We start from the raw sequence: 21,376 nt of genomic DNA, 5'->3' as shown, positions 1-21,376 counted from the left end.
CCCGCGTCCAGGCCGGCGGCGCGCGCGCCGGGCGACAGCGACGTCGCCTTGCTGACGGCGCTGGTGGCGCATGCGCACCGCCAGGAAGGCGCAGCAAAGCCCCTGCGCGACGTCGTCGTGCGCAAGGACGACGAGGAGACGAGCGACTTGCTGCAGCGCTGCAAGCAGCTGGGCATGATAGAGGGCATGCTGTGCCGCGCGCGCATCTGCTCGGGCCGCTGGGACAGCGATCCCGCCTGCCATTGACGGGGGTTGATGCAACTCAGGCGCGCTCGGCCACCTCGACCAGGTTGCCGTCCGGGTCGCGCAGGTAGACGGAGCGGATGGGCCAGTTGGCGCCCGTGCGGGCCACCGGTCCCTCCTCGATGGCCACGCCGGCGCGGGCCAGGTGGGCGATGAAGGCATCGAGCGGCACGGCGGCGATGAAGCACAGGTCCAGCGAACCGGGCGTGGGCAGCGCCGCCTTGGGCAGGAATTCCTTGCCGTATTCATGCAGGTTGATTTTCTGCGCGCCGAACTTGAAGGCCTGGCGCCCGGCGCCAAAGGTTTCCAGCTGCATGCCCAGCACGCGCGTATAGAAATCGATGCAGGCCGCCTTGTCGCGCGTGGTCAGCACCAGGTGGTCCAGGCGGGAAATCATGGCGTCCTCGCGTGGTGCGGCGTGTCCATGCGTCCGTGCAGGAAGCCTTCCATCAGCGCCAGCAGCGCCTGCGGCTGTTCCTGGTGCGGCGTGTGCCCGCACTGCTCGACCATGGCCGGCATGGCGTTGAGCGCCTGCGCCACGATGGTGTCGACCTGGGCCGCGCTGCCATACTGGTCTTCCGTGCCCTGCACCACCAGCACCGGGCATTCGACGGAAGGCAGCAGGTATTCGATATTCCAGAACTGGAAACCGTAGCTGAGCCAGGTGTCGGACCAGGCCTTGAAGATGGACTCTGTTTTTTCTCCGTGGTACTTCGCCAGCGCGCGCAGCTTGCCCGCGCCAAACGCCGCGTCCGCCGTGCGGATGCCATCGAGGGTCACGCCTTCGACGAACACGTGCGCCGCCTCGGTGATGATGCCGCGCAGGCGGGGCGGCTGCTGCGCCGCATGGATCAGGGCGATGCTGCCGCCATCGGAGTGGCCGATGAGAAAATAATCCTGCCCGGGAATCAGCGAAGCAAGCACTTGCTGCAACTCGCGCAGCGCATAGTCGTGCAGGTAGTGGATGTGCCGGCGCGCCGACAGCGGCGAGGACTGCCCGTAGCCGAGACGGTCATACACGAGGCCGCGGCAGCCCGTGGCCTGGCACAGTTGCTCGGGGAAATCCTTCCACATGGCGCAGCAGCCGAGGCCCTCGTGCAGGAACACCAGCCAGGGCCTGGCGGGATCGCCCTCGATCTGCTCGTAATAAATATCGTCTTCGGCGCTCAGGTTCAGTATCGGCATAGGCTAGGCTCGCAACGGTTTTTGCATCGGCAGGACAGGCCGGCCTATTGTGCCATCGTCCGCAACAGCATGCTCGCCGTACACGAAAAAATAGCCACCTGGCAAATACCCGGGGCACTGTCCGCACGCTGTTTGCGTCAGCGCAAATGCCCTCCGTTTTTCCCCGTCCTGGCGGCCCTTTTCGCCACGACACAGGCCTAGAATTGGCTTCTCCCCCCTCGGAGCAGACGGCTACCTTATCAGCCAGGACGTGACACTGGCCGTCACGGCAACAGATAGGGCGTCTTGCCGCACGACGTCAGCTGCGGTGTCCAAACTATCGATCAGGAGTACATCATGGAAATGAAAGTTGAAGACCGGACCGGCAGCAATCTGGCCGAACAAGAAATCACCGACTTGCCCGTCCAGCAGGAAAGCAAAACGGCAAAAGGCACGGCCGCCAAGGATCTGAACCTGAGCGGCAACGCCTTCACCACGTATTACACGTGGCGCGCCAACGGCGTTTTCCACGCGGTGAATTTCGTCAACGGCAACGTGAATGCCAATTCGCGCGTGTTCCTGAACATCAGCGAATTCAGCACGGATGCGCAGCACCGTTTCATCGGCGCTGCCCGCATGGCGGTGTACAACATCGCTCCGTACAACGGCGGCTTCCTGGCCTGGGTAGAAATTTCCTGGGGCAGCCCGCTGAATATCCGTTTCGACGTGTTCGTCGATCCCTGATCCAGGGAAACGGCACGCCGCTGCCGCCGGATACCCTCAGGCGTAAGGGACGGCGTCGTGCCGGCGGTATGTGGCATGGCAAGGTGTAGCACGGAGATTTTGCGCGCGCGCAAAACAAAAGGGCCACGTGTTGCCACGTGGCCCTTTGCTACTACTTGTTCTGGCTCCCCGACCTGGACTCGAACCAGGGACCTGCGGATTAACAGTCCGTCGCTCTACCAACTGAGCTATCAGGGAAAGGAGGCCGAATTATATACGTCAAAATTTTACCTGTCCAGTTGCAATCTGCGCGGCGGCCCAAAACAGGGCGGCCTGGCTCGACGGGGTATTAGCGCATGGACGATGGCGCAGCCGTCTGGCGCGCGTGCACCGGACGGACCGCTTGCGGCAAAGGGCGCCAGCCTGCGGGCAGCGGCTGCGTGCGTCTGCGCGCCGCGACGCAGCACGCAGCACGAATAGAACAGGCCGGCCGTCGCCGCATCGGAGGCGCTGAACGGCATGCCGGCAGCGACGCCCCCGGCCAGCGCCATCGGCATGTGCCCGCACAACTCGTGCTTGCCCCTGGGCGGCGGCTCTTTCCTGACATGAGCGCATCCGGCGCAGCCGCGGCGGCAAAGTCCCGTGGCAGCGCGCCTGATGGGCGAGCACCTGGCGCACGTGGAAGCGGCCTTGCGCTTCGACGGCAGGGCCGGCAAGGCCTGGAAAGACGTGCTGGCCACGCTGCCGAGGCAAGCCGTGCCAAAAGAAAAGGCCGCCCCTGCAGGTGCGCGGGCGGCCTTGTCACATGCTTGCCGGCAAACCGGCTATTCGCCCAGGTAGATGAACTTGAACAGGAAGATGGCGGCGATGATGTAGGCCACCACCGATACTTGCTTGCCCTTGCCCGTCAACAGTTTCAATACGGCGTAGGTGATGAAGCCGAAGGCCACGCCGCTGGCGACCGAATACGTAAATGGCATCATCAGCGCCGTGATGGCGGCGGGAATGCTTTCCGTGCTGTCATCCCAGTCGATGAAAGTCAATTCGCGCAGCATCAGGCATGCCACGTACAGCAGCGCGGGCGCCGTCGCGTACGGCGGCACCGTGTGCGCCAGCGGGGCGAAGAACAGGCTGCCCAGGAACAGCAGCGCCACGGCGACGGCCGTCAAGCCCGTGCGGCCGCCGGCCTGCACGCCGGCCGCGCTTTCCACGAAGGCCGTGGTGCTCGAGGTGCCCAGGCAGGCGCCCGCCGCGATCGCCGTGCTGTCCGCCAGCAAGGCCTTGTTCATGCGTTCCATCTTGCCGTCTTTCAACAAACCGGCGCGGTTGGCCACGCCCATCAGGGTGCCTGTCGCATCGAACAATTCCACCAGGAAAAATACCAGCACCACGTTGACGATGCCGATCGACAATGCGCCCATGATGTCGAGCTTGAACAGGGTCGGCTCGATGGCGGGCGGCGCCGAGACGATGCCGTTGAACTCGTTGCCGCCGAAGAAGAAACTGGCAACGGTGATGACCAGAATGCCGATGAGGATGGCGCCCGGCACTTTCAGGCGGTCCAGCGCGACGATGATGAAAAAGCCGAGGATGGCCAGGATGGGCGCCGCCTTGTGCAAGTCGCCCAGCGCGATGATGGTGGCGGGATTCGACACCACCACGCCCGCGCTCTTGAGCGAAATGATGGCCAGAAACAGGCCGATGCCGACCGTAATCGCCGTGCGCAGCGCTGGCGGGATGCTGTTGATGATCATCTCGCGTATCTTGAACAGGCTCACCAGGATGAACAGGCAGCCGGAAATGAAAACGGCGCCCAGCGCCACTTCCCAGCTCATGCCCATGCCCTTCACCACCGCATACGAGAAATACGCATTCAGGCCCATGCCCGGCGCCAGCGCGATCGGATAGTTCGCATACAGGCCCATGATCAGGGTGCCGATGGCGGCCGCCAGGCAGGTGGCAACAAAGACGGAGTCTTTCGGCATGCCGGCATCGCCGAGGATGGTCGGGTTGACGAAGATAATGTAGGCCATCGTCAGGAACGTGGTCAGGCCGGCCAGCAGCTCCGTGCGCACATTGGTCCCGTTGTCCTTCAGTTTGAAATAGCGTTCCAGGAACTGCATGATTAACCCCTTGTATTGGTAGAACCGGGCGCCCGCGTGTAGCCAGCGCCTCTCTTTTATGACCGTATGACTACTTTCCCGCGGCGCCGGCCGGCTTGAAGGCCCACCAGCGGCTGCCTGCAAAATTCCACAGCAGGCCGATGCCCGTCGCCAGCACCTGCGCCAGCCAGTAGTACCAGCCCAGCTGGTGTACCAGCAGCCACATCAGCCCCGTATTGATGCACCAGCCGATGCCCAGCAGGGTGAAGTATTTGGCGGCCGCCTCGCCGTGTCCCTTGTCGCTTTTAAACGTGAAAAAGTAATTGAGGATGTAATTGACGACCGAACCCATGATGTAGCCCAGGCCGGAAGCGGCGGCGGCGCTGACGCCGGCCAATTCCACGCCGCACCACAGCACGGCATACTGGACGGCCGTGCCGGAAGCGCCGACGGCGGCGAAACGCAAGAATTGGTGATGCAGGGCGTGCGAGGTGGTCGGTTCAGACATAGTCGATTTTCAAATGGGCGGCAGCCGGGGCCAGGCAAGAATAAAAAATGGCTACGATTGCTCGTAACCATTTTTCAGCCTGCATTTTACTGCAAGTTGCGCCCAAGGTTCAGATTTACGCCCGATTTGCCGCGACAGCGCGATGCCGGCGCCGGCGCCGCAGCCACACGAACAGGGCGGTCAGCAGCAGGATGCCGGCGATGCCGCCCGGCAGCATGAACGGTTGCGCCCGCGCCAGCACGGGTTTCTCGCCGCCGTTGCGCGCCTGCGCCACGTAGGCGGGCGTCACCGACACGTCCGGGTTGCCATACTGTTTCAATACATAATTGGCGATCGAGGCGACCTGCTCGTCCGTCAAGGGCTGCACGTAGGAACGCTGGTCGAAACGGGGCATGAACGCTTCATGCTCCTCCCCTTCGATCTTGCGCTCGACGCCAAACAGGATGGCCGATACCAGGTTGGCCGGCGTGGCGCCGCCCGTCGCCGTGTTGTTGAACAGGGCCGGATAACTTTGCCCCGTGCTGCCGGCGCCGCTGGCCGAATGGCAGCTGGCGCAATAAGCGGAAAACAGCACGGCACCGCTATTCAAGGAATGATGCTCGGTGGCGCCGGCCATGCCGCGCAGCGCAACTTCCTCGCTGGCGGCGCTGCCGTGGCTGTAGGCGGCCTTGCTCTGCCCCGGCGTGCGCACGGGCGGCACCGTGCGCAGCCACGCCACGATGGCGGCCACGTCGTCGTCGCGCAAGAACTGCAGGCTGTTCTGGATGGCTTCGGCCATGCCGCCCGCCGCCTGCCCCTTGCCTTCCACGTGGCCCGTCTTCAGGTAAGCCGTCAGCTCCGCATCCGTCCACGCGCCAATGCCGCTGACCTTGTCGGACGTGATGTTCGGTGCATGCCAGGAGCCAAGCGCGGCGCCCGCCAGGGTCTGGCTGCCGATTTCCGCCATCAGCGCGTTGCGCGGCGTGTGGCAGGCGCTGCAGTGCGCCAGGCCTTCGGCCAGGTAGGCGCCGCGGTTGATCTGCGCGCTCTTCGCCGGATCGGGCACGAAGCGTTTATTGTCGAGGAACAAGGTGTTCCAGCCCAGCATGGACAGGCGCACATTGAACGGGAATGGCAGGGCCGTCTGGCGCGCCGGCTCGTCGACGGGCCGGACGGCCTGCATGAAGTAATAATACAGGTCGCCCACGTCCGCATCCGTCAGCTGCGCATAGCTGGTGTAGGGCATGGCTGGATACAGGTGGCTGCCGTCGGCGCGCACGCCTGCGCGCAGCGCGCGGGCAAAGTCGGCTTCCGTGTAGTGCCCGATGCCGCCTTTTTTCGATGGCGTGATATTCGTGGCATAAATCGTGCCCAGCGGCGAATCGATGGCGTAGCCGCCCGCATACGGCTTGCCGCCGGCTGCCGTATGGCAAGCCATGCAGTCGGCGGCGATGGCCAGGTAGCGGCCCCGCTCCAGCCGTGCGTCGGGGCTGGCGGCCACGGGCGCGGCCGGACGGTCCGGCGTCAGGGTGACGGGCGGCGCCGGCGGCACAGGTGGTAAAGCACGCGCGGCCAGCGGCAAGCCGGCCGCCAGGGTCAGGCCCAGCAAGAAACGGCGCATCATGCGGCCTCCCTTGCCAGGGTGCGGGCGATGTCGTCGGCCGCGCGCAGGCCCAGCGCGGCCATGCTGAGGGTGGTGTTGACGACGCTGGCCGACGGCATGGCGCCGCCGCCCGGCAGCCACAGGTTGGCGTGGTCGTGGGCGCGGCAATTGCCGTCGACGACGGAGTCAAGACGGTTGCTGCCCATGATCACGCCGCCCATGATGTGGTTGTTCGCATTCAGGCTGTCGGTGATATGGAATTCCACGGCGCCGAACAGCTTGCCGATGTGTTCCAGTTGCGCATGCGCGGCCTTCGCGCCTTCGCGCACGTAGTCGCCCACGTCATAGTAGATGTCGGGACAGGCCAGCCCCAGCGGATCCTTGCGCGTCTTGCTCAAGGTCAAGCGGTTGTGCGCCTCGGGCAGCGGCTCCAGGCTGATCGACAGGTCCACGCCGAACGCGGCGCGGCGGCGGATCTCGTCGTCGAGATCCTTGCCCACCAGGCCCAGCTTCAGGGATTGCTGGGTGGCAGGTCCGACCCTGGTGATATTGTTCAGGATCATCTTGTTGGCCGAATACTGCGCGCGGAAGGCGCCGTCACGCGGACCCACCAGGCAGCTGCTCTGCGCGGGGCCGCGGCCCGTCCAGATCGGTTCATTGGCGAGGAAGGTACAGTGGAAACCCGAGTGGTCCATCATGTTGCGGCCCACCTGGTCCGAACTGTTGGCGATGCCGTTCGGATTGTTCTGGTTGGCCGCCAGCAACAGCAAGCGCGGCGTTTCGATGCCGTTGCAGGCAATCACGAAGGCCTTGCCGGTCGCCATGTGGGACTGTTTCTTGGCGTCATACCAGTGCACGGCGGTCACGCGGTTGTGCTGGTCCGTGTCGATGCGGTAGACGACGGCCTCGGCCAGCACGCCAGCGCCCTTCAGCTCGGCCCGCTCCACATGGTGGATGCCGTTGTACATGGCGCCGATGGGGCAGATCGGCTGGCAATTGTTATTGCCGCAGCAAGTGGGACGGCCCTGCCACGGGCGCGTCGAGCGCCCCTGCGGGATCGGCACGGAGCGGTAGCCGTGCGGGTTGACCACTTCGGCGAAACGCTTGTCGCCATAGCCCCAGGGCACCATGTCCATCGGGTACGGGGCGCTGCGCTCGCTGGGCGACTGCAAGGCGGGATCGTTGGGGCCGGCGACGCCCATTTCCTGCTCGGCGCGGCAATAATAGGGTTCCAGTTCCTCATAGGAAATGGCCCAGTCGCGTCCGACGCCGTAATCGCTCTTCATGCGCATGTCGGACGGCAAATGGCGCCAGCACGACGCAGCCCAGTGCCAGGTCGTGCCGCCCACCGTGCGCAGATAGCCCTGCTGGAAACTGCTGCCGCTGGGGCCCGACAATTCCACATAGTTGTTCTTTGGAAAGTACAGGGGCGCGGGCGCATTGTCCGCCTGCGGATACAGGCCCTGGAAGTCGGAGCCGACACGGTTCTCGAACGGCATGTTGCGCCAGTTTTCCACGGCTTGCCCCCGCTCGATGCGCAGGCCCGCTTCCAGCATGATCACGGAATGGCCTTGCGCGGCCAGCTGGTCGGCCATCATCGCGCCGACCACGCCCGTGCCGACGATGACGACATCGGCGACGACGTCGCCATTGCTCTTGAATTGCGGTGATTTCATTTTGCTTGCTTGCCTTTCGGTTCGGGAGTGCCGGTGGTGGCCGGGGCCGGTACGGGTTTGGGCGCCACGGGTGCGGAGACGCGCACGGCCGGCGGCGCCTTCAGCCACCACAGGGGGCCGTAATTGCAGTACGTGGGCACGACCTGGCCGTCGGCCACCGTGCGGTACATCAAGGCTTCCGCATAGGCGACGACGATGGACTTGGTGCCCTGCTCGGGATGGCCGGCCACGGTGCCCGTGTACCAGGCGGCAACGATGGCCAGCGCCAGCTCGCGCAAGCCCGCATCGGCGGCGGTGGCGGCCGCCAGCAGGGTCTTCGCCTCCTGCCCGGTGACGAGCAGTGCGCCCAGCCGCGGCAGGCGCTCGGCAAAGCCGGGCACGTTGCTGCGCATGGCGTGTTCGATGCGCGCCGCCGTGCCGGCGGACAAATCGCGGTGGCCCGTGATGGTTTGCGACAGGGTGTAGAACAGCATGCTGCCGGGCGCCGGGCCCGCAGCGGGCGCGCTGGCCGGAGGCTGCATGGCGGCCGACAGCGGATTGCTCCAGAAACCGGCCTGCGCCAGCAGGGCGGCCAGGCCGACCAGGGCGTGGCGGCGGCTGATGCGGGGAATGGAGGGGAATGCTTCAGAGGGGGCGCTGCCTGGATGTTTCATGAGACTCCCGCAAGACTTGTTATTTTGTTGACTACGATGATTGCGTTAAATCACATTTGAACAAATGCAATCCGTGCCGTCATTATCCTACATAAATAAATTGTTTGCCAATGTAGTATTACTACCCTCGCAGCAAGGAAGCCGATAAGCAGGCGCGGCCGCGCCATCCAGGCCCGCCGGCGCAGGCTGCACGCTGATTCCTCTTAAAAAGATTGCAAGCTTGCCTAAAAATTGGCAGCATGGCCCATGCGCAAACGGCCGCAGCAAGCCTGGCGTGCACCTATCAGCTGTCCCCATGCGGCGCGTGATGCGCCGATGCAATCAACCTGAAACTGATGACAAGACCATGATAAAAAAAATGACGTTTTTAGTGCTATTGACCGCCCTGATTCCATTTTCTGCATGCCAGGCGCACAACACGCAGGAAACACCACCCCCAAGCCTCCCCGCCTACGCCAGTACCACTCTGACGCCTGAAATCGGCGGCATAAAACAGGTCATAGAAATCAAAACCGACGACGCCAGCAAACCCGTGCTCCTGTTTTTATCGGGCGGCCCGGGCAGCTCCATGATCAAGGGGGCGGATTCCTTTACCAGCATCCTGAAAGACAGATACACGCTGGTGCAATGGGACCAGCGGGACGCGGGAAAAACCCTGAAACTCAATCCATCCCCCACCCAGCCGTCCGTCGCGCAGATGGAACAGGATACGTATCAGGTCATACAATTTCTGCGAAAGGAATTAAAGCAGGACAAGATATACCTGCTGGGCAGCTCCTGGGGCAACGTGCTGGGCTTTTATATCGTCAAGCATCATCCGGAACTGCTACATGCCTATTTCGCGTCCAACCCTGTCGTAAGCCAGCTGGAGAGCGAGAAGGAATTGCTGCAGGCCTTGAAAGTGCACTTCAAGGACCATGCCCTCGCCAGCCAGGAGCTGGACAGCGTCAGTTTTCCGTTTGCCAGTGACGAAAGCATGTTTTATTTGAGGAAGTGGCTTTTTTACAAGGATGGCAAGGAATTTGCAACGAGTGCGGGTTTCAAGACGGGATTTTTGCAATGGTCGAAGACCTGGTCGCCCGTGTGGAACGAGGTCATGAACATTGACTTGCCCAAGACCTTGAAGAGCGTTGACTGCCCCATCTATTTCTTCGTTGGCAAGAACGATATCCAGACCTCGACCAGGATCACGCAAGCGTATTTTGAGACGTTGCAGGCGCCAAGGAAAGGCTTGTTTCTGTTTGAACAGTCCGGACATCAAATCCATCAGGATGAAGCCGAGAAATTTCAACGTGCCATCATCCAGGTGCTCGATGCGGCCGATCAGTCCTGATATGGGCCGTCGACGATAAGCGGACGGCCCCGGCGCCCGCCACGCCACCGGCGCAGTGCGGGGCGCCGATCGGCCGCCCCGGGTATTTCTTGCCTATGCAGCCGCCGGCAAAGCCTCAACGGCTTTCCTGATCAGTGACGCCACCGCATCCGCCCGGGAGAGGTAGACGGCGTGGCTGGCAGCAACTTCAACCACCCTGGCGCCCGCACGTTTGGCCATGCCCCGTTGCGCCACGGGTGAAATCATCCTGTCCTCGGTGGCCACCAGGTAGCTGCAGGGCTTGCTCTTCCATGCCGGCGCCGTGACCACGCCGGTCAAGGCAGCCATGCCCCACGGCACTTGCGACGCCGCCATGAAGCGCGCCTTCTCCGCGGGGATATCGGCGGCAAAGGCCGCCGCAAATTTTTGCTGATCGAGCAATAAAAAACCATCGCGTGGCGGCAAGATCGGCGGCACCGGCGCACCTGGCGGGGCATGTTTGATCAAAGTATCGACGGATTCGCCTTGATCCGGCACAAATGCCGCAATGTAGACGAGGCTCTTGACCTGGAGATCATTCCCCGCTTCCGTGACCACGGCGCCGCCGTAGGAATGCCCCGCCAGGATCACCGGCCCCGGCGCGGCAGCAATGACCCGCCGGGTCGCGGCCACGTCGTCCGCCAGCGATAGCGTTGGATTTTGCACGATGGACACGCGGCATCCCTGCTTGTGCAGCGCCCTGTAGACGCCCTCCCAGCCCGATCCATCGACAAAACCACCATGCACCAGCACGATCGTTGGCGGCGCAGCACTTGCAAGCTCATCCATTTCAGCTGCTCCAGGAAGTTGAGGGCGATGACAGTGCCGCTGAGGCCCTGCTTCCTCCAGCTTAGCACCGGATGCCTGGCGCTCTGTGCGGTGGATCAAGAATCGGTGACCACGGCGCGCCATGCCGCAACGAACGGCCCCTGAAATGCAAAAAGCCCAAGCGGATGAGGGCTGGGCTTTCTGCTGCTGCATGTTCTGGCTCCCCGACCTGGACTCGAACCAGGGACCTGCGGATTAACAGTCCGTCGCTCTACCAACTGAGCTATCAGGGAAAAGAGGCCGCATTTTATAGGGCAAACTTTCAGATGTCCAGACTTCCCTGGGAGAAAATGCATTTTTCCCCGCGCTCGCCGCGCTCGCCGATCAACCGGGATGGTCTTGCGGGCTGTAGTCAACGACCAGCACCCGTCCCAGCCATGGCTTGAGCAGTTCGACAAAGTCCAGGTGAGCCGGATGGGTCAGGTACACGTCGCGCGCGCCGGCCCCGGCAAAGGTGAGGCTGAAGCAATCGGTAAAACCATCGTCGAGGCCTTCCGGGCTGACGTTCGGCCCCCACTCGAATTGCAGGATGCCGGGAATGTGGTGTTTCAGCTGGGAAAATTCATAGACAAGCTCGGCATGCTTGGCGGAAGTGATGCCATCGAGAAAGTCGCACAGGACGATATGGCGCAAGGCGGAGGTACAAGTCATGGGAAGATGCTCCTGAAGTGATGCCTTCAGGATAGCGCAAAACGCGATCACGCACCGGCCGGCCCCGTGGAAGGGGCCGGAAAACAAAAAAGGCCATGTTTTTCAACATGGCCTTCCGAATTCTGGCTCCCCGACCTGGACTCGAACCAGGGACCTGCGGATTAACAGTCCGTCGCTCTACCAACTGAGCTATCAGGGAAAAGAGGCCATATTATATAGGCCAAACCTGGCGCTGTCTAGATTTCCATAGGGAAATCTTATCCCGGCATCGCGCGGCCTACCGGCGGCGCAAAAAAACAAAAAAGGCCATGTTTTTCAACATGGCCTTTCGAATTCTGGCTCCCCGACCTGGACTCGAACCAGGGACCTGCGGATTAACAGTCCGTCGCTCTACCAACTGAGCTATCAGGGAAAAGAGGCCATATTATATAGGCCAAACCTGGCGCTGTCTAGATTTCCATAGGGAAATCTTATCCCGGCATCGCGCGGCCTACCGGCGGCGCAAAAAAACAAAAAAGGCCATGTTTTTCAACATGGCCTTTCGAATTCTGGCTCCCCGACCTGGACTCGAACCAGGGACCTGCGGATTAACAGTCCGTCGCTCTACCAACTGAGCTATCAGGGAAAAGAGGCAATATTATATGTCGCTTGCTCCATATTTGCAAGACGGATACTGCGTCCCGACAAACACGGCCATCGCCGACTTTCCACTGCCATCAGCGCCGCACTTGCATGCAGCGCCGAAGAAGCAAGATATTAAAGTACTTTGGCGATCGCGTCAATAACGATGTCGATGTTGCGCGAATTCAATGCTGCCACGCAGATACGGCCCGTGTCGACGGCGTAGATCGATTGCTCGCGCAACGATGCCACCTGCTCCTTGGTGAGGCCCGAGTACGAGAACATGCCGATTTGCTGGCGCACGAATTCGAAGTCGTGGCCTGGCGCCTTGGCTTTCAGCTTTTCCACGAAGGCATTGCGCATTTCGCGGATGCGCACGCGCATGCCGGCCAGCTCCTCTTCCCACAGCTGGCGCAGTTCCGGCGTGGCCAGGACGGTAGCGACCACCTTGCCGCCATGCGTAGGCGGGTTCGAGTAGTTGGTGCGCACGACGCGCTTCAGCTGCGACAGCAGGCGGGCCGCTTCATCGGCGCTCGAGGCGACGACGCTCAGGGCGCCCACGCGCTCGCCATATAGCGAGAACGATTTCGAGAACGAGTTCGACACCAGCAGCGGGCCGCCCGCGTCGGCAAAGCGGCGCACCACGGCGCCGTCTTCGGCGATGCCGTTGGCGAAGCCCTGGTAGGCCATGTCCAGGAACGGCACCAGGCCGCGCGACGTGACGACAGCGATGATCTGGTCCCACTGGGCGACGCTCAGGTCGGCGCCGGTCGGGTTGTGGCAGCAGGCGTGCAGCACGACGATGGAGCCGGCCGGCATGGCGTTCAGGCTGGCCAGCATGCCGTCGAAGTTCACGCCATGGGTGGCGGCATCGTAGTACGTGTAGTTATTCACAACGAAACCGGCGTTCTCGAACAGCGCGCGGTGGTTTTCCCAGCTCGGGTCGCTGATGTAGACCTGGGCGCCCGGCGCGAAGCGCTGCAGGAAGTCGGCACCAATCTTCAGTGCGCCCGTGCCGCCGATGGCTTGCACGGTGACGGCGCGGCGCTCTTGAATAACGGCGCTGTCGGCGCCAAATACGAGTTCCTGCACCGCCTTGTCATAGGCAGCCAGGCCTTCGATCGGCAGATAGGTGCGTGGGGCGGCCTGTTCGATCAGGATGGCTTCCGCCTTGCGTACGCAAGCTAACAGAGGCACCTTGCCGTTGTCGTCATAATAGACGCCAACGCCCAGATTGATTTTGGCGGGATTCTGGTCCGCGTTAAATGCTTCGGTGATGCCCAGGATCGGGTCGCGTGGGGCCATCTCGATGGCGCTAAACAGACTGGCAGAAACAGTTGGGTTCGTCATGATAAGATTGGATTCGATTGGAAGCAGGTTCACAGCGGAGTTGTAGACAACAGCGCCCCGAATACAACGCCAGGGCCGCCAGCAGAGCACTATTCTAACAAAGGTCTGATTCACATGCCCGAATTATCTACCGCCAGCGAGGCGGAAAGCGCAATTATCTCTTTCCCGGATTCCCCCTTCAAGCTGCACCAGCCCTTCCCTCCGGCCGGCGATCAGCCCACGGCAATCGCCCAGCTGTCCGAGGGCATCGCCGACGGACTGGCCTTCCAGACCCTGCTGGGCGTGACCGGTTCGGGCAAGACCTACACCATGGCCAACGTCATCGCGCGCATGGGCCGGCCGGCCATCGTCTTCGCGCCGAACAAGACGCTGGCGGCGCAGCTGTACAGCGAGTTCCGCGACTTTTTCCCGCAGAACGCCGTCGAATACTTCGTCAGCTACTACGATTACTACCAGCCGGAAGCCTACGTGCCGCAGCGCGACCTGTTCATCGAAAAGGATTCGTCGATCAACGAACATATCGAACAGATGCGGCTGTCGTGCACCAAGTCGCTGATGGAGCGGCGCGACGTCATCATCGTCGCCACCGTCTCGGCCATCTACGGCATCGGCAATCCGAACGAGTACCACCAGATGATCCTGACCTTGCGCGTCAAGGACAGGGTCGCCCAGCGCGACGTCATCGCGCGCCTGATCCAGATGCAGTACACGCGCAACGAGGTCGATTTCGGCCGCGGCACCTTCCGCGTGCGCGGCGACACCATCGACATCTTCCCCGCCGAGCATGCGGAACTGGCCGTGCGCCTGGAAATGTTCGACGACGAGATCGAATCGATCCAGCTGTTCGACCCGCTGACGGGCCGCGTGCGGCAAAAGATCCCGCGTTTCACCGTGTATCCGGGCTCGCACTACGTCACGCCCCGCTCCACCGTGCTGCGCGCCGTGGAAACCATCAAGGACGAGCTGCGCGAGCGCCTCGAGTTCTTCCGCAAGGAGAATAAACTGATCGAAGAGCAGCGGCTGGAGCAGCGCACGCGCTTCGACCTGGAAATGATGGCGGAAATCGGTTTCACCAAGGGCATCGAGAACTATTCGCGCCACTTGAGCGGCGCGCTGCCTGGCGAACCGCCGCCGACCCTGGTCGACTATCTGCCGGCTGACGCGCTGATGTTCCTCGACGAGTCGCACGTGCTGACGGGCCAGCTGAGCGCCATGTACAACGGCGACCGCTCGCGCAAGACCAACCTGGTCGACTACGGCTTCCGCCTGCCGTCCGCGCTCGACAACCGGCCCTTGAAATTCGAGGAATTCGAGCAGAAGATGCGCCAGACCGTGTTCGTCTCGGCCACGCCGGCCGAATACGAAAAAAGCCATTCCGACCAGGTGGTCGAGCAGGTCGTGCGCCCGACCGGCCTGGTCGACCCGCAAATCATCGTGCGCCCCGCCAGCACGCAGGTGGACGACCTGATGTCGGAAATCGTCGAGCGCATCAAGAAGGACGAGCGCGTGCTGGTGACGACGTTGACCAAGCGCATGTCGGAGCAATTGACGGAATACCTGGGCGACCATGGCATCAAGGTGCGCTACCTGCACAGCGATATCGAGACGGTGGAGCGCGTGGAAATCCTGCGCGACCTGCGCCTGGGCACCTTCGACGTGCTGGTGGGGATCAACCTGCTGCGCGAGGGCCTGGACTTGCCGGAAGTGTCGCTGGTCGCCATCCTCGACGCGGACAAGGAAGGCTTCTTGCGCTCCGAGCGCAGCCTGATCCAGACCATCGGCCGCGCCGCGCGCAACCTGAACGGCACGGCGATCCTGTACGGCGACCGCATCACGGACTCCATGCGCCGCGCCATCGACGAGACGGAACGCCGCCGCGCCAAGCAGATCGCCTTCAATACGGCCAACAACATCATCCCGATCGGCGTGAAAAAGTCGATCCGCGAAATGATCGACGGCGTCTACAGCCCGCAGGAAGCGCGCGAAACCCTGCAAGTGGCGCAGGAAGCGGCGAAATTCGAAGCCATGAGCGAGAAACAGGTCAGCAAGGAAATCAAGCGCCTGGAAAAACTGATGGTCGACCACGCCAAGAACCTCGAGTTCGAAAAGGCGGCGCAGGTGCGCGACCAGCTGCACATCCTCAAGCAGCAGCTGTTCGGCGCACCGGGCACCGACAATGTGGCGTCGATCCTGGGCAAATAGACGGCTGGCCTGGCCTGGGCCGGGCTGTGGCCCGCCTACGGCGCCGGCAGCGAATAGTCGATATCGTAGAAATGCCGGCCGTTTTCAATGCGGATGGCCAGCGTGCCGTTGATGCCCGTCAATTGGCCCGTGCCGGAATGCGGTACGATCACGATGGTCAGCTGCTGCTTGCCATCGGCCATGGTGCCCGCATGCTGCGCGACGAAACTGCCTTGCCTGCCCTGCAGCACGCCCGTGATCGCTTCCATGGCGACATAGCCGGCGGCGCCCTTGGTGTCGGTGACGGCGCTGAGCATCTCGCCCCTGGCCGTGGCGACCAGGTCGCCGGCATAGGCCTTGTCGAGCAACACCTTGCCCAAGGTCGTGCGCCCCGCGCGCTGCGGCGCCGCGGACGGCGTCATGGTAATGCTGAAACTTCCCGTAGCGTGCGCGTGCATGCGATGATCCCCCTCTGCAGATGAAGCGGCGCCGGCTGGCGCCACCGATAGACAACATGCGGCCAGCATCAGGCCCGCCAGGCTGCGTGATTTCATGATTCCCCTTCCATTGATGCGAGAGGACCAGCTTAAGGCCGCACAGGAGACAAATATTGGATAAAGCCGACAGCACGGTCAATCTGCTTGCCGCGCGCGGGCTGGCGCCGAAAGGCATCGTCGACCCGCAGGCGGCGGCGCGCCGCATACGCCTGGCGACCTACCCGCCGGCCGCCGCGCTGGCGCCGTTCATCGACTATTTCTGGGTCGTCGAATGGGACAGGCGGGGCTGCGCGCCGGAGACGCAGCGCGTGCTGCCCTACCCGAACGCCCACCTGGTGTTCGACCTTGGCCGCACGGCCATCCATGGCGTGGTGCGCGGCGCCTTCGACCGGCCCTTGACCGGCGCGGGCAAGGTGCTGGGCGTGCGCTTCGCGCCGGGCGGCCTGCGCCCGTTCATCAGCCAGCCCCTGTCATCGTTCACCGACACGACCATTGCCGCCGATGCCCTGCTGGACATGCCGGTCGCGCAAGCCGAGGCACGGGTGCTGCGGCAAGCCGACGATGCGGCCATGGTGGCGCAGGCGCAGGCACTGCTGCTGGCAAGGCGGCCGCAGATCGATGACGCCGCCCTGCTGGCCGCCAGGCTGACTGCCGCCGCCGCGGCACACGACGGCCCGGCCAGCGTGGCGCAGCTGTGCGAGAACATGGCCATCGGCGAACGCCGGCTGCAGCGCCTGTTCGCCAACTACGTGGGCGTGCCGCCAAAATGGGTGATCCAGCGCTACCGCCTGCAGGAGGCGATCTGGCGCCTGGCGCAGCCCGACGCGCCCGACCTGGCCAGCCTGGCGCATGCACTGGGCTTTTTTGACCAGGCCCATTTCAGCCGCAGTTTTACGGAACTGGTGGGTACTACGCCGCTCGACTATCGCCGCTCGCAACTGGCGACCGCCGCCTAGCCCGTCGCGTACTATGGCCAGGCGGGCCGGCGCATGCGGAACAGGCTGTCGGGTCCGATTTCGAAATAATCGGCCGGACCGCCGCCGCGCAATATCGGCGCGGCGGCAGCCGTGTCGTACACGCCATCGGTCAACAGATGGCGCGCAATATGCACGCCCACCACTTCGCCCAGCACCAGCCAGCTGCCGACACTGTCGCCATTGACGCCTTCGAGCTCGATGATCTGCGTGCGCCGGCATTCGAAGGAGACGGGGCTTTCGGCCACGCGCGGCACCTTGACGATGCGCGAGGCGGCCGGCGTCAGGCCGGCCAGCGCGAATTCGTCGATCTCGGGCGGGGCCGGCGCGCAGCTGGCGTTCATCGCCTCGGCCAGCGGACGGGTCGCCAGGTTCCACACGAATTCGCCCGTCTGTTCGATATTGCGCAGGGTATCCTTGCGGCCGATGCTGGAAAAACCGATCAGCGGCGGCGTGTAATTGAAAGCGTTGAAAAAACTGTAGGGCGCCAGATTGAGCACGCCCTCGCCGCTGCGCGAGGCGATCCAGCCGATCGGACGCGGCCCGACAATCGCGTTGAAGGGATCGTGCGGCAAGCCGTGGCCCTGCGCAGGTTCATAAAAATGCATGTGATCGGCCACGCTGATTCCTGAAGTGAGGGGCGCCGGGGATGGGGCGCCGGGAACGACAGCTTACTGGAACTGCCGCCACAACGTTGCCAGCCACCGGGCGCCAGGTGCGCAGCGCGACAATTGTATGGCGCGCTGCAGCACGCCTCGCTTATGATGGGGCAACTCAACCCTTCTCATTGCGCCACCACCCATGCATACCCTCACGCTGCACCAAAAAGTGTTCTTGCTCCTCTTGAGCATCGTCACCATCGGCTTTGGCTGGATACTGGCGCCGTACGCAGGCGCCGTCTTCTGGGGCATGGTGCTGGCGATCCTGTTTGCGCCCGTCTACCGCTGGCTGCTGGCCAAAACCAAGGGGCGCGCCGGCCTGGCGTCGCTGCTGACCTTGCTGTTGATCATCGTCATCGTCATCCTGCCCTTGTCGCTCATTTCCGTGTCGCTGGTGAACCAGGCGGCGGGCGTGGTGGAAATGGTGCGCTCGGGCGAAATCACGGTGGGCATGTTCTTCAACAAAATCATGGCCGTGCTGCCGCAATGGCTGATCAATCTGCTCGAACGCTTCAACCTGTCCAGCCTGGCGAGCCTGCAGGACAAGCTGGCCGATGGCGCCACGCAGGTCAGCCAGGTGGTGGCGGTAAAAGCCATCAATGTGGGCCTGTACACGTTTGAATTCCTCACCAGCCTGTGCATCATGCTGTACCTGCTGTTTTTCCTCATGCGCGACGGCTCGGCCCTGTCGGCACGCATCAAGGCCGCCGTGCCGCTGAGCCGCAAGTACAAGCAGCGCCTGTTTAACAATTTCACGACGGTGATCCGCGCCACCGTGAAAGGCAACATTCTGGTCGCGATCGCCCAGGGCGCCCTCGGCGGCCTGGCGTTCTGGTTCCTCGACGTGCCCGCGCCCCTGCTGTGGGCCGTGCTGATGGCCTTCCTGTCGCTGCTGCCCGCCGTCGGCGCCGCCCTCGTCTGGGCGCCCGTGGCCGCCTACTTCCTGGCCACGGGCGCCGTCTGGCAAGGCGCGGGCCTGGCGGCGTTCGGCGTCTTCGTCATCGGCCTGGTCGACAACGTGCTGCGCCCCGTTTTGGTGGGCAAGGATACCAAGATGCCCGACTACGTGGTGCTGCTGTCGACCGTCGGCGGCATGGCCCTGTTCGGCCTGAACGGCTTCGTCATCGGCCCCGTGGTGGCGGCCCTGTTCATCGCCGCGTGGGACCTGTTTGTCTCGGCCAGCGAATTCCAGGCCGAGGACTGACGCCTGGCCGCTGGGCGGCAGCCGGACATGGGCCGAAAAAGCCCTCCCCCCCCCCGTCACCGATGATGCGGCGCCCCGGCATGGCGGAAGGCGGCCCGGCATCGGGTCGCCGCCCCATCATGCCCACATAATCCATCAGGAACCCGGTGCCGCCGGCAGTGTCACTTGCGTCGGCCAAAACAGGCTGCGGCAGCCTTGCTGCAGAGTGTCCGACGGCCCAGGCCAGTCACGGCAACTATCCACATGAGACCGCATTTCGCAGCAACTATCATGTTGCAATGGTGCGATTTTAGCAACAGAATCAAAAATATAGTTTTTGACGCAGTTGGCGCCGCGGCGTAGTGTCGGTCCTCCCGACACCCACGTAATGAGGAGCCTCCCATGGCAAATCCACTGTGCTTGATGATGCCGGTGCTACCCGGCACCAATCCGATCTCCATCGCCGCAGCGTTGCAGGAATACCAGGCGAAGATCAATGCCGCCCTCACCGATATCGGTACCGTGCACTTTGCCCGTTTCACCCTGCTTGACCGCTCCCAGGCCAATCTGCTGCCCAACATTGGCTCGGCAGGCGCTTCCGGCACCCTGGTCATCGGCGTGATCACCGAGTATGACGGCAGTTTCAACAGCTACATCGAAGACTTTGTGGCCCAACTGGGCGAGGTATTCGACGCGCTGCTGCAGTTTGTCGTGGGCGGCAAGGCGCTGATGCCCGTTGCCGACCACGTGGCCGCATTTGAAGCCTTCATCACCGCCAACGACGCCGCGCAGCACGTGCCCAATATCGGCCTGTATAGCGCCTATCCGCAGACCGTCCAGCAAATCCTCGCCTCAAGCTGAACCGCACCCCGCGCCGGGGCTGCGCTGACGGCCCCGCCATCTTGCCAGCCCCTGCCCCCGGAGAGACAGCATGGCCGATCCCATCATCGATTACGACGACGTGCAAGGCACGATACTGCGCGGCTACCGCGTCAACCTGGCGCGCCATTTCATCTTCAGCATCACGGATGCGGTACTGGCGCGGCGCACCATCGCGGCCCTGCTCGACGGCAGCGACGGACTGCCGTCGATTACCACCGCGCGCCACATCAGCCCCAAACCGCCGTGCTTCCTGAACCTCAGCTTTACCGCTCCCGGCCTGTCCGCGCTGGGAGTGGGCGCGGCCGACCTGGCCACGTTTGACCTGGCATTTCAACGGGGCGCCGCCGACCCGGCCAGCATCGCCGCCGTGGGCGACGTGGGCGACAGCGCCCCCGAACACTGGCTCGGCAACCTGGGAGCGGCCACCGAGGCCGGCCAGGTGCATGCGCTGCTGAGCCTGTGGGTCAGCGCATCGCCGGAAGTGCTGCAGGCAACGTCGGCCGCCCTACGGCATGCCTTTGCCGCCGGCTGGCGTGAACTGTATGCCCACGACGGCGTGGCCCTGCCAGGCAACCGCGTGCATTTCGGCTACCGCGACAACATCGCCCAGCCGGACGTCGATGGCGCCCCGCAGCGCAAGCATGAGCACGAGCCCGACCCGCTCAACAGCGTCAAGACGGGGGAATTCCTGCTCGGCTATCCGAATGAAAACGGCGGCACCTACCGGGTGCAGCCGCCGCAACTGTCCACCAATGGCAGCTATGCCGCCTTCCGCATCCTGGAGCAGGACGTGGCCCTGTTCGACAGCATCCTGAGCCAGGGCGCGGCCAGTTCCGGACTCAGCACCGAGATGGTGGCCGCCAAGATGTGCGGGCGCTGGCGCAACGGCAATCCGCTGGTGCTCAGGCCGGACGAGCCCGGCCCCGAGCTGCCGGATGCCAGCCTGAACCATTTTCACTATGTCGATGGCGCACAGCCGCAACTGGACGACACGCTGGGCCTGAAATGCCCGGTCGGCGCGCATATCCGGCGCAACAATCCGCGCGACGAAGGCGTCGTGGGCACCTCCGCACGCCACCACCGCATCGTGCGGCGCGCCATGCCCTACGGTAGCGAATATGATCCGGCCGCCCCCATCGCGGAACGCCGCGGCCTGGTCGGCTACTTCATCAACGCCAACCTGCGCAATCAGTTCGAATTCCTGATGGAGCAATGGAACGATGACGATACTTTCGTCAAATCAGCCGTCGGCCCGGCCGGTCCCGAGGCCGGCAATGCCACCTTCAACATCAGCGGCCAGGACGTGTTTTTGGGAATCAATGACCCGTCCGTCAGTTCCTTCACCTTGCCCGGCGTGGGTCCCAAGGGCAGCGGCAATACGACACTGCGGCATTTCTCGCGCAGCGTCATCACGCGGGGCGGCGTATATTGCTTCTTCCCCAGCATCACGGGACTGCGCTACCTGGCGAGCCTGGGCTAAGGATGGCGGCGGCAAGCGAAACGGCAGGTGCACGAACTGCCCGGATCGCTTGCTTTGAGCCTGACATT

At 63.4% G+C, this 21,376-nt stretch carries 20 protein-coding genes, 5 tRNA genes and 1 pseudogene; 9 read left to right on the top strand and 17 right to left on the bottom strand.

The annotated features are described in order from the left end of the window. Window positions 1-246: pseudogene (locus AC07VI_RS28430) on the top strand (hypothetical protein); the annotation flags it as partial. Between the two features lie 16 nt (window positions 247-262). On the opposite strand, the gene AC07VI_RS28425 reads toward AC07VI_RS28430, so the two are convergent. Continuing rightward, window positions 263-640: a VOC family protein gene (locus tag AC07VI_RS28425; RefSeq protein ID WP_086147745.1), complete on the bottom strand. Its 378-nt coding sequence runs from the start codon at window positions 638-640 to the stop codon at window positions 263-265. Beyond that, window positions 637-1,428 (bottom strand): alpha/beta fold hydrolase, encoded by a 792-nt coding sequence (locus tag AC07VI_RS28420; protein WP_086147746.1) that lies wholly within the window; start codon window positions 1,426-1,428, stop codon window positions 637-639. Before AC07VI_RS28420 ends, AC07VI_RS28425 begins: the two co-directional genes overlap by 4 nt. A gap of 336 nt (window positions 1,429-1,764) precedes the next feature. Between AC07VI_RS28420 and AC07VI_RS28415 the strand changes: the two genes are divergently transcribed. Continuing rightward, entirely contained in the window at window positions 1,765-2,151 is a 387-nt protein-coding gene (locus tag AC07VI_RS28415) for a hypothetical protein (protein ID WP_226935842.1), read from the top strand. A 161-nt stretch (window positions 2,152-2,312) separates the two neighbouring features. Here AC07VI_RS28415 and AC07VI_RS28410 read toward each other — a convergent pair. Further along, window positions 2,313-2,388, bottom strand: a tRNA-Asn gene (locus tag AC07VI_RS28410). A gap of 384 nt (window positions 2,389-2,772) precedes the next feature. Here AC07VI_RS28410 and AC07VI_RS28405 point away from each other — a divergent pair. Continuing rightward, window positions 2,773-2,970, top strand: a complete 198-nt coding sequence (locus tag AC07VI_RS28405; protein WP_086147747.1) for a hypothetical protein — start codon at window positions 2,773-2,775, stop codon at window positions 2,968-2,970. Here AC07VI_RS28405 and AC07VI_RS28400 read toward each other — a convergent pair. The 5 genes from AC07VI_RS28400 to AC07VI_RS28380 form a co-directional block, all read right to left on the bottom strand. Next, entirely contained in the window at window positions 2,955-4,253 is a 1,299-nt protein-coding gene (locus tag AC07VI_RS28400; protein WP_086147748.1) for an NCS2 family permease, read from the bottom strand. The genes AC07VI_RS28405 and AC07VI_RS28400 overlap by 16 nt on opposite strands. A 70-nt stretch (window positions 4,254-4,323) precedes the next feature. After that, on the bottom strand, window positions 4,324-4,740 hold the full coding sequence (locus tag AC07VI_RS28395) for a GtrA family protein (protein ID WP_086147749.1): 417 nt from the start codon (window positions 4,738-4,740) through the stop codon (window positions 4,324-4,326). 115 nt (window positions 4,741-4,855) lie between these two features. Beyond that, window positions 4,856-6,343 (bottom strand): c-type cytochrome, encoded by a 1,488-nt coding sequence (locus AC07VI_RS28390; protein WP_492995108.1) that lies wholly within the window; start codon window positions 6,341-6,343, stop codon window positions 4,856-4,858. Further along, complete coding sequence (locus AC07VI_RS28385) at window positions 6,340-7,998, bottom strand: GMC family oxidoreductase (protein WP_086147750.1); 1,659 nt, start codon at window positions 7,996-7,998, stop codon at window positions 6,340-6,342. The genes AC07VI_RS28390 and AC07VI_RS28385 overlap by 4 nt, the downstream gene beginning before the upstream one ends. After that, entirely contained in the window at window positions 7,995-8,651 is a 657-nt protein-coding gene (locus AC07VI_RS28380; RefSeq protein WP_086147751.1) for a sugar dehydrogenase complex small subunit, read from the bottom strand. Before AC07VI_RS28380 ends, AC07VI_RS28385 begins: the two co-directional genes overlap by 4 nt. Window positions 8,652-8,871: 220 nt before the next feature. Between AC07VI_RS28380 and AC07VI_RS28375 the strand changes: the two genes are divergently transcribed. Then, the gene (locus AC07VI_RS28375; protein ID WP_492995111.1) at window positions 8,872-9,984 is read left to right on the top strand and encodes an alpha/beta fold hydrolase; all 1,113 of its coding nucleotides are present in this window, start codon (window positions 8,872-8,874) and stop codon (window positions 9,982-9,984) included. A 93-nt stretch (window positions 9,985-10,077) separates the two neighbouring features. On the opposite strand, the gene AC07VI_RS28370 is transcribed toward AC07VI_RS28375, so the two are convergent. From AC07VI_RS28370 to AC07VI_RS28340, 7 genes are all read right to left on the bottom strand, one after another. Beyond that, a complete protein-coding gene (locus AC07VI_RS28370; protein ID WP_492995113.1) occupies window positions 10,078-10,791 on the bottom strand; it encodes an alpha/beta fold hydrolase in 714 nt (237 codons plus the stop codon). A gap of 196 nt (window positions 10,792-10,987) precedes the next feature. Continuing rightward, window positions 10,988-11,063: transfer RNA gene (locus AC07VI_RS28365), tRNA-Asn, on the bottom strand. Between the two features lie 91 nt (window positions 11,064-11,154). Beyond that, window positions 11,155-11,481, bottom strand: a complete 327-nt coding sequence (locus AC07VI_RS28360) for a Dabb family protein (protein ID WP_086147754.1) — start codon at window positions 11,479-11,481, stop codon at window positions 11,155-11,157. Window positions 11,482-11,604: 123 nt separating this feature from the next. After that, a tRNA-Asn gene (locus AC07VI_RS28355) sits at window positions 11,605-11,680 on the bottom strand. Between the two features lie 137 nt (window positions 11,681-11,817). Beyond that, window positions 11,818-11,893, bottom strand: a tRNA-Asn gene (locus AC07VI_RS28350). 137 nt (window positions 11,894-12,030) lie between these two features. Next, a tRNA-Asn gene (locus tag AC07VI_RS28345) sits at window positions 12,031-12,106 on the bottom strand. Between the two features lie 131 nt (window positions 12,107-12,237). Further along, complete coding sequence (locus AC07VI_RS28340) at window positions 12,238-13,452, bottom strand: amino acid aminotransferase (RefSeq protein ID WP_172404865.1); 1,215 nt, start codon at window positions 13,450-13,452, stop codon at window positions 12,238-12,240. A gap of 114 nt (window positions 13,453-13,566) precedes the next feature. Between AC07VI_RS28340 and uvrB the strand changes: the two genes are divergently transcribed. Beyond that, entirely contained in the window at window positions 13,567-15,654 is a 2,088-nt protein-coding gene (gene uvrB, locus AC07VI_RS28335) for an excinuclease ABC subunit UvrB (protein ID WP_086147755.1), read from the top strand. A 35-nt stretch (window positions 15,655-15,689) separates the two neighbouring features. Here the strand turns inward: uvrB and AC07VI_RS28330 are convergent, their stop codons facing one another. Next, window positions 15,690-16,187, bottom strand: coding sequence for a DUF3224 domain-containing protein (locus tag AC07VI_RS28330; RefSeq protein ID WP_492995116.1), 498 nt, complete (start codon window positions 16,185-16,187; stop codon window positions 15,690-15,692). Window positions 16,188-16,243: 56 nt separating this feature from the next. On the opposite strand from AC07VI_RS28330, the gene AC07VI_RS28325 reads away from it, so the two are divergent. Further along, a complete protein-coding gene (locus AC07VI_RS28325) occupies window positions 16,244-17,086 on the top strand; it encodes a DUF6597 domain-containing transcriptional factor (RefSeq protein ID WP_492995118.1) in 843 nt (280 codons plus the stop codon). A gap of 11 nt (window positions 17,087-17,097) precedes the next feature. On the opposite strand, the gene AC07VI_RS28320 is transcribed toward AC07VI_RS28325, so the two are convergent. Beyond that, window positions 17,098-17,712 (bottom strand): flavin reductase family protein, encoded by a 615-nt coding sequence (locus AC07VI_RS28320; RefSeq protein ID WP_216356401.1) that lies wholly within the window; start codon window positions 17,710-17,712, stop codon window positions 17,098-17,100. 193 nt (window positions 17,713-17,905) lie between these two features. Between AC07VI_RS28320 and AC07VI_RS28315 the strand changes: the two genes are divergently transcribed. The 3 genes from AC07VI_RS28315 (at window position 17,906) to AC07VI_RS28305 (ending at window position 21,308) form a co-directional block, all read left to right on the top strand. Beyond that, the gene (locus AC07VI_RS28315; RefSeq protein WP_086147758.1) at window positions 17,906-18,967 is read left to right on the top strand and encodes an AI-2E family transporter; all 1,062 of its coding nucleotides are present in this window, start codon (window positions 17,906-17,908) and stop codon (window positions 18,965-18,967) included. A gap of 381 nt (window positions 18,968-19,348) precedes the next feature. Further along, window positions 19,349-19,807: a hypothetical protein gene (locus AC07VI_RS28310; RefSeq protein WP_099374970.1), complete on the top strand. Its 459-nt coding sequence runs from the start codon at window positions 19,349-19,351 to the stop codon at window positions 19,805-19,807. Window positions 19,808-19,877: 70 nt separating this feature from the next. Further along, entirely contained in the window at window positions 19,878-21,308 is a 1,431-nt protein-coding gene (locus AC07VI_RS28305; protein ID WP_086147760.1) for a Dyp-type peroxidase, read from the top strand. The last annotated feature ends 68 nt before the right edge of the window (window positions 21,309-21,376 follow it).

Source organism: Janthinobacterium sp. GW821-FHT03A03, assembly GCF_059421435.1.
This window is presented reverse-complemented; position numbering and strand designations above follow the sequence as displayed.

Coding starts and splice junctions, on each gene's coding strand:
- AC07VI_RS28425 (WP_086147745.1), bottom strand. CDS start 640: ATGATTTCCCGCCTGGACCACCTGGTGCTGACCACGCGCGACAAGGCG.
- AC07VI_RS28420 (WP_086147746.1), bottom strand. CDS start 1,428: ATGCCGATACTGAACCTGAGCGCCGAAGACGATATTTATTACGAGCAG.
- AC07VI_RS28415 (WP_226935842.1), top strand. CDS start 1,765: ATGGAAATGAAAGTTGAAGACCGGACCGGCAGCAATCTGGCCGAACAA.
- AC07VI_RS28400 (WP_086147748.1), bottom strand. CDS start 4,253: ATGCAGTTCCTGGAACGCTATTTCAAACTGAAGGACAACGGGACCAAT.
- AC07VI_RS28395 (WP_086147749.1), bottom strand. CDS start 4,740: ATGTCTGAACCGACCACCTCGCACGCCCTGCATCACCAATTCTTGCGT.
- AC07VI_RS28390 (WP_492995108.1), bottom strand. CDS start 6,343: ATGATGCGCCGTTTCTTGCTGGGCCTGACCCTGGCGGCCGGCTTGCCG.
- AC07VI_RS28385 (WP_086147750.1), bottom strand. CDS start 7,998: ATGAAATCACCGCAATTCAAGAGCAATGGCGACGTCGTCGCCGATGTC.
- AC07VI_RS28380 (WP_086147751.1), bottom strand. CDS start 8,651: ATGAAACATCCAGGCAGCGCCCCCTCTGAAGCATTCCCCTCCATTCCC.
- AC07VI_RS28370 (WP_492995113.1), bottom strand. CDS start 10,791: ATGGATGAGCTTGCAAGTGCTGCGCCGCCAACGATCGTGCTGGTGCAT.
- AC07VI_RS28360 (WP_086147754.1), bottom strand. CDS start 11,481: ATGACTTGTACCTCCGCCTTGCGCCATATCGTCCTGTGCGACTTTCTC.
- AC07VI_RS28340 (WP_172404865.1), bottom strand. CDS start 13,452: ATGACGAACCCAACTGTTTCTGCCAGTCTGTTTAGCGCCATCGAGATG.
- uvrB (WP_086147755.1), top strand. CDS start 13,567: ATGCCCGAATTATCTACCGCCAGCGAGGCGGAAAGCGCAATTATCTCT.
- AC07VI_RS28330 (WP_492995116.1), bottom strand. CDS start 16,187: ATGAAATCACGCAGCCTGGCGGGCCTGATGCTGGCCGCATGTTGTCTA.
- AC07VI_RS28320 (WP_216356401.1), bottom strand. CDS start 17,712: ATGCATTTTTATGAACCTGCGCAGGGCCACGGCTTGCCGCACGATCCC.
- AC07VI_RS28315 (WP_086147758.1), top strand. CDS start 17,906: ATGCATACCCTCACGCTGCACCAAAAAGTGTTCTTGCTCCTCTTGAGC.
- AC07VI_RS28310 (WP_099374970.1), top strand. CDS start 19,349: ATGGCAAATCCACTGTGCTTGATGATGCCGGTGCTACCCGGCACCAAT.
- AC07VI_RS28305 (WP_086147760.1), top strand. CDS start 19,878: ATGGCCGATCCCATCATCGATTACGACGACGTGCAAGGCACGATACTG.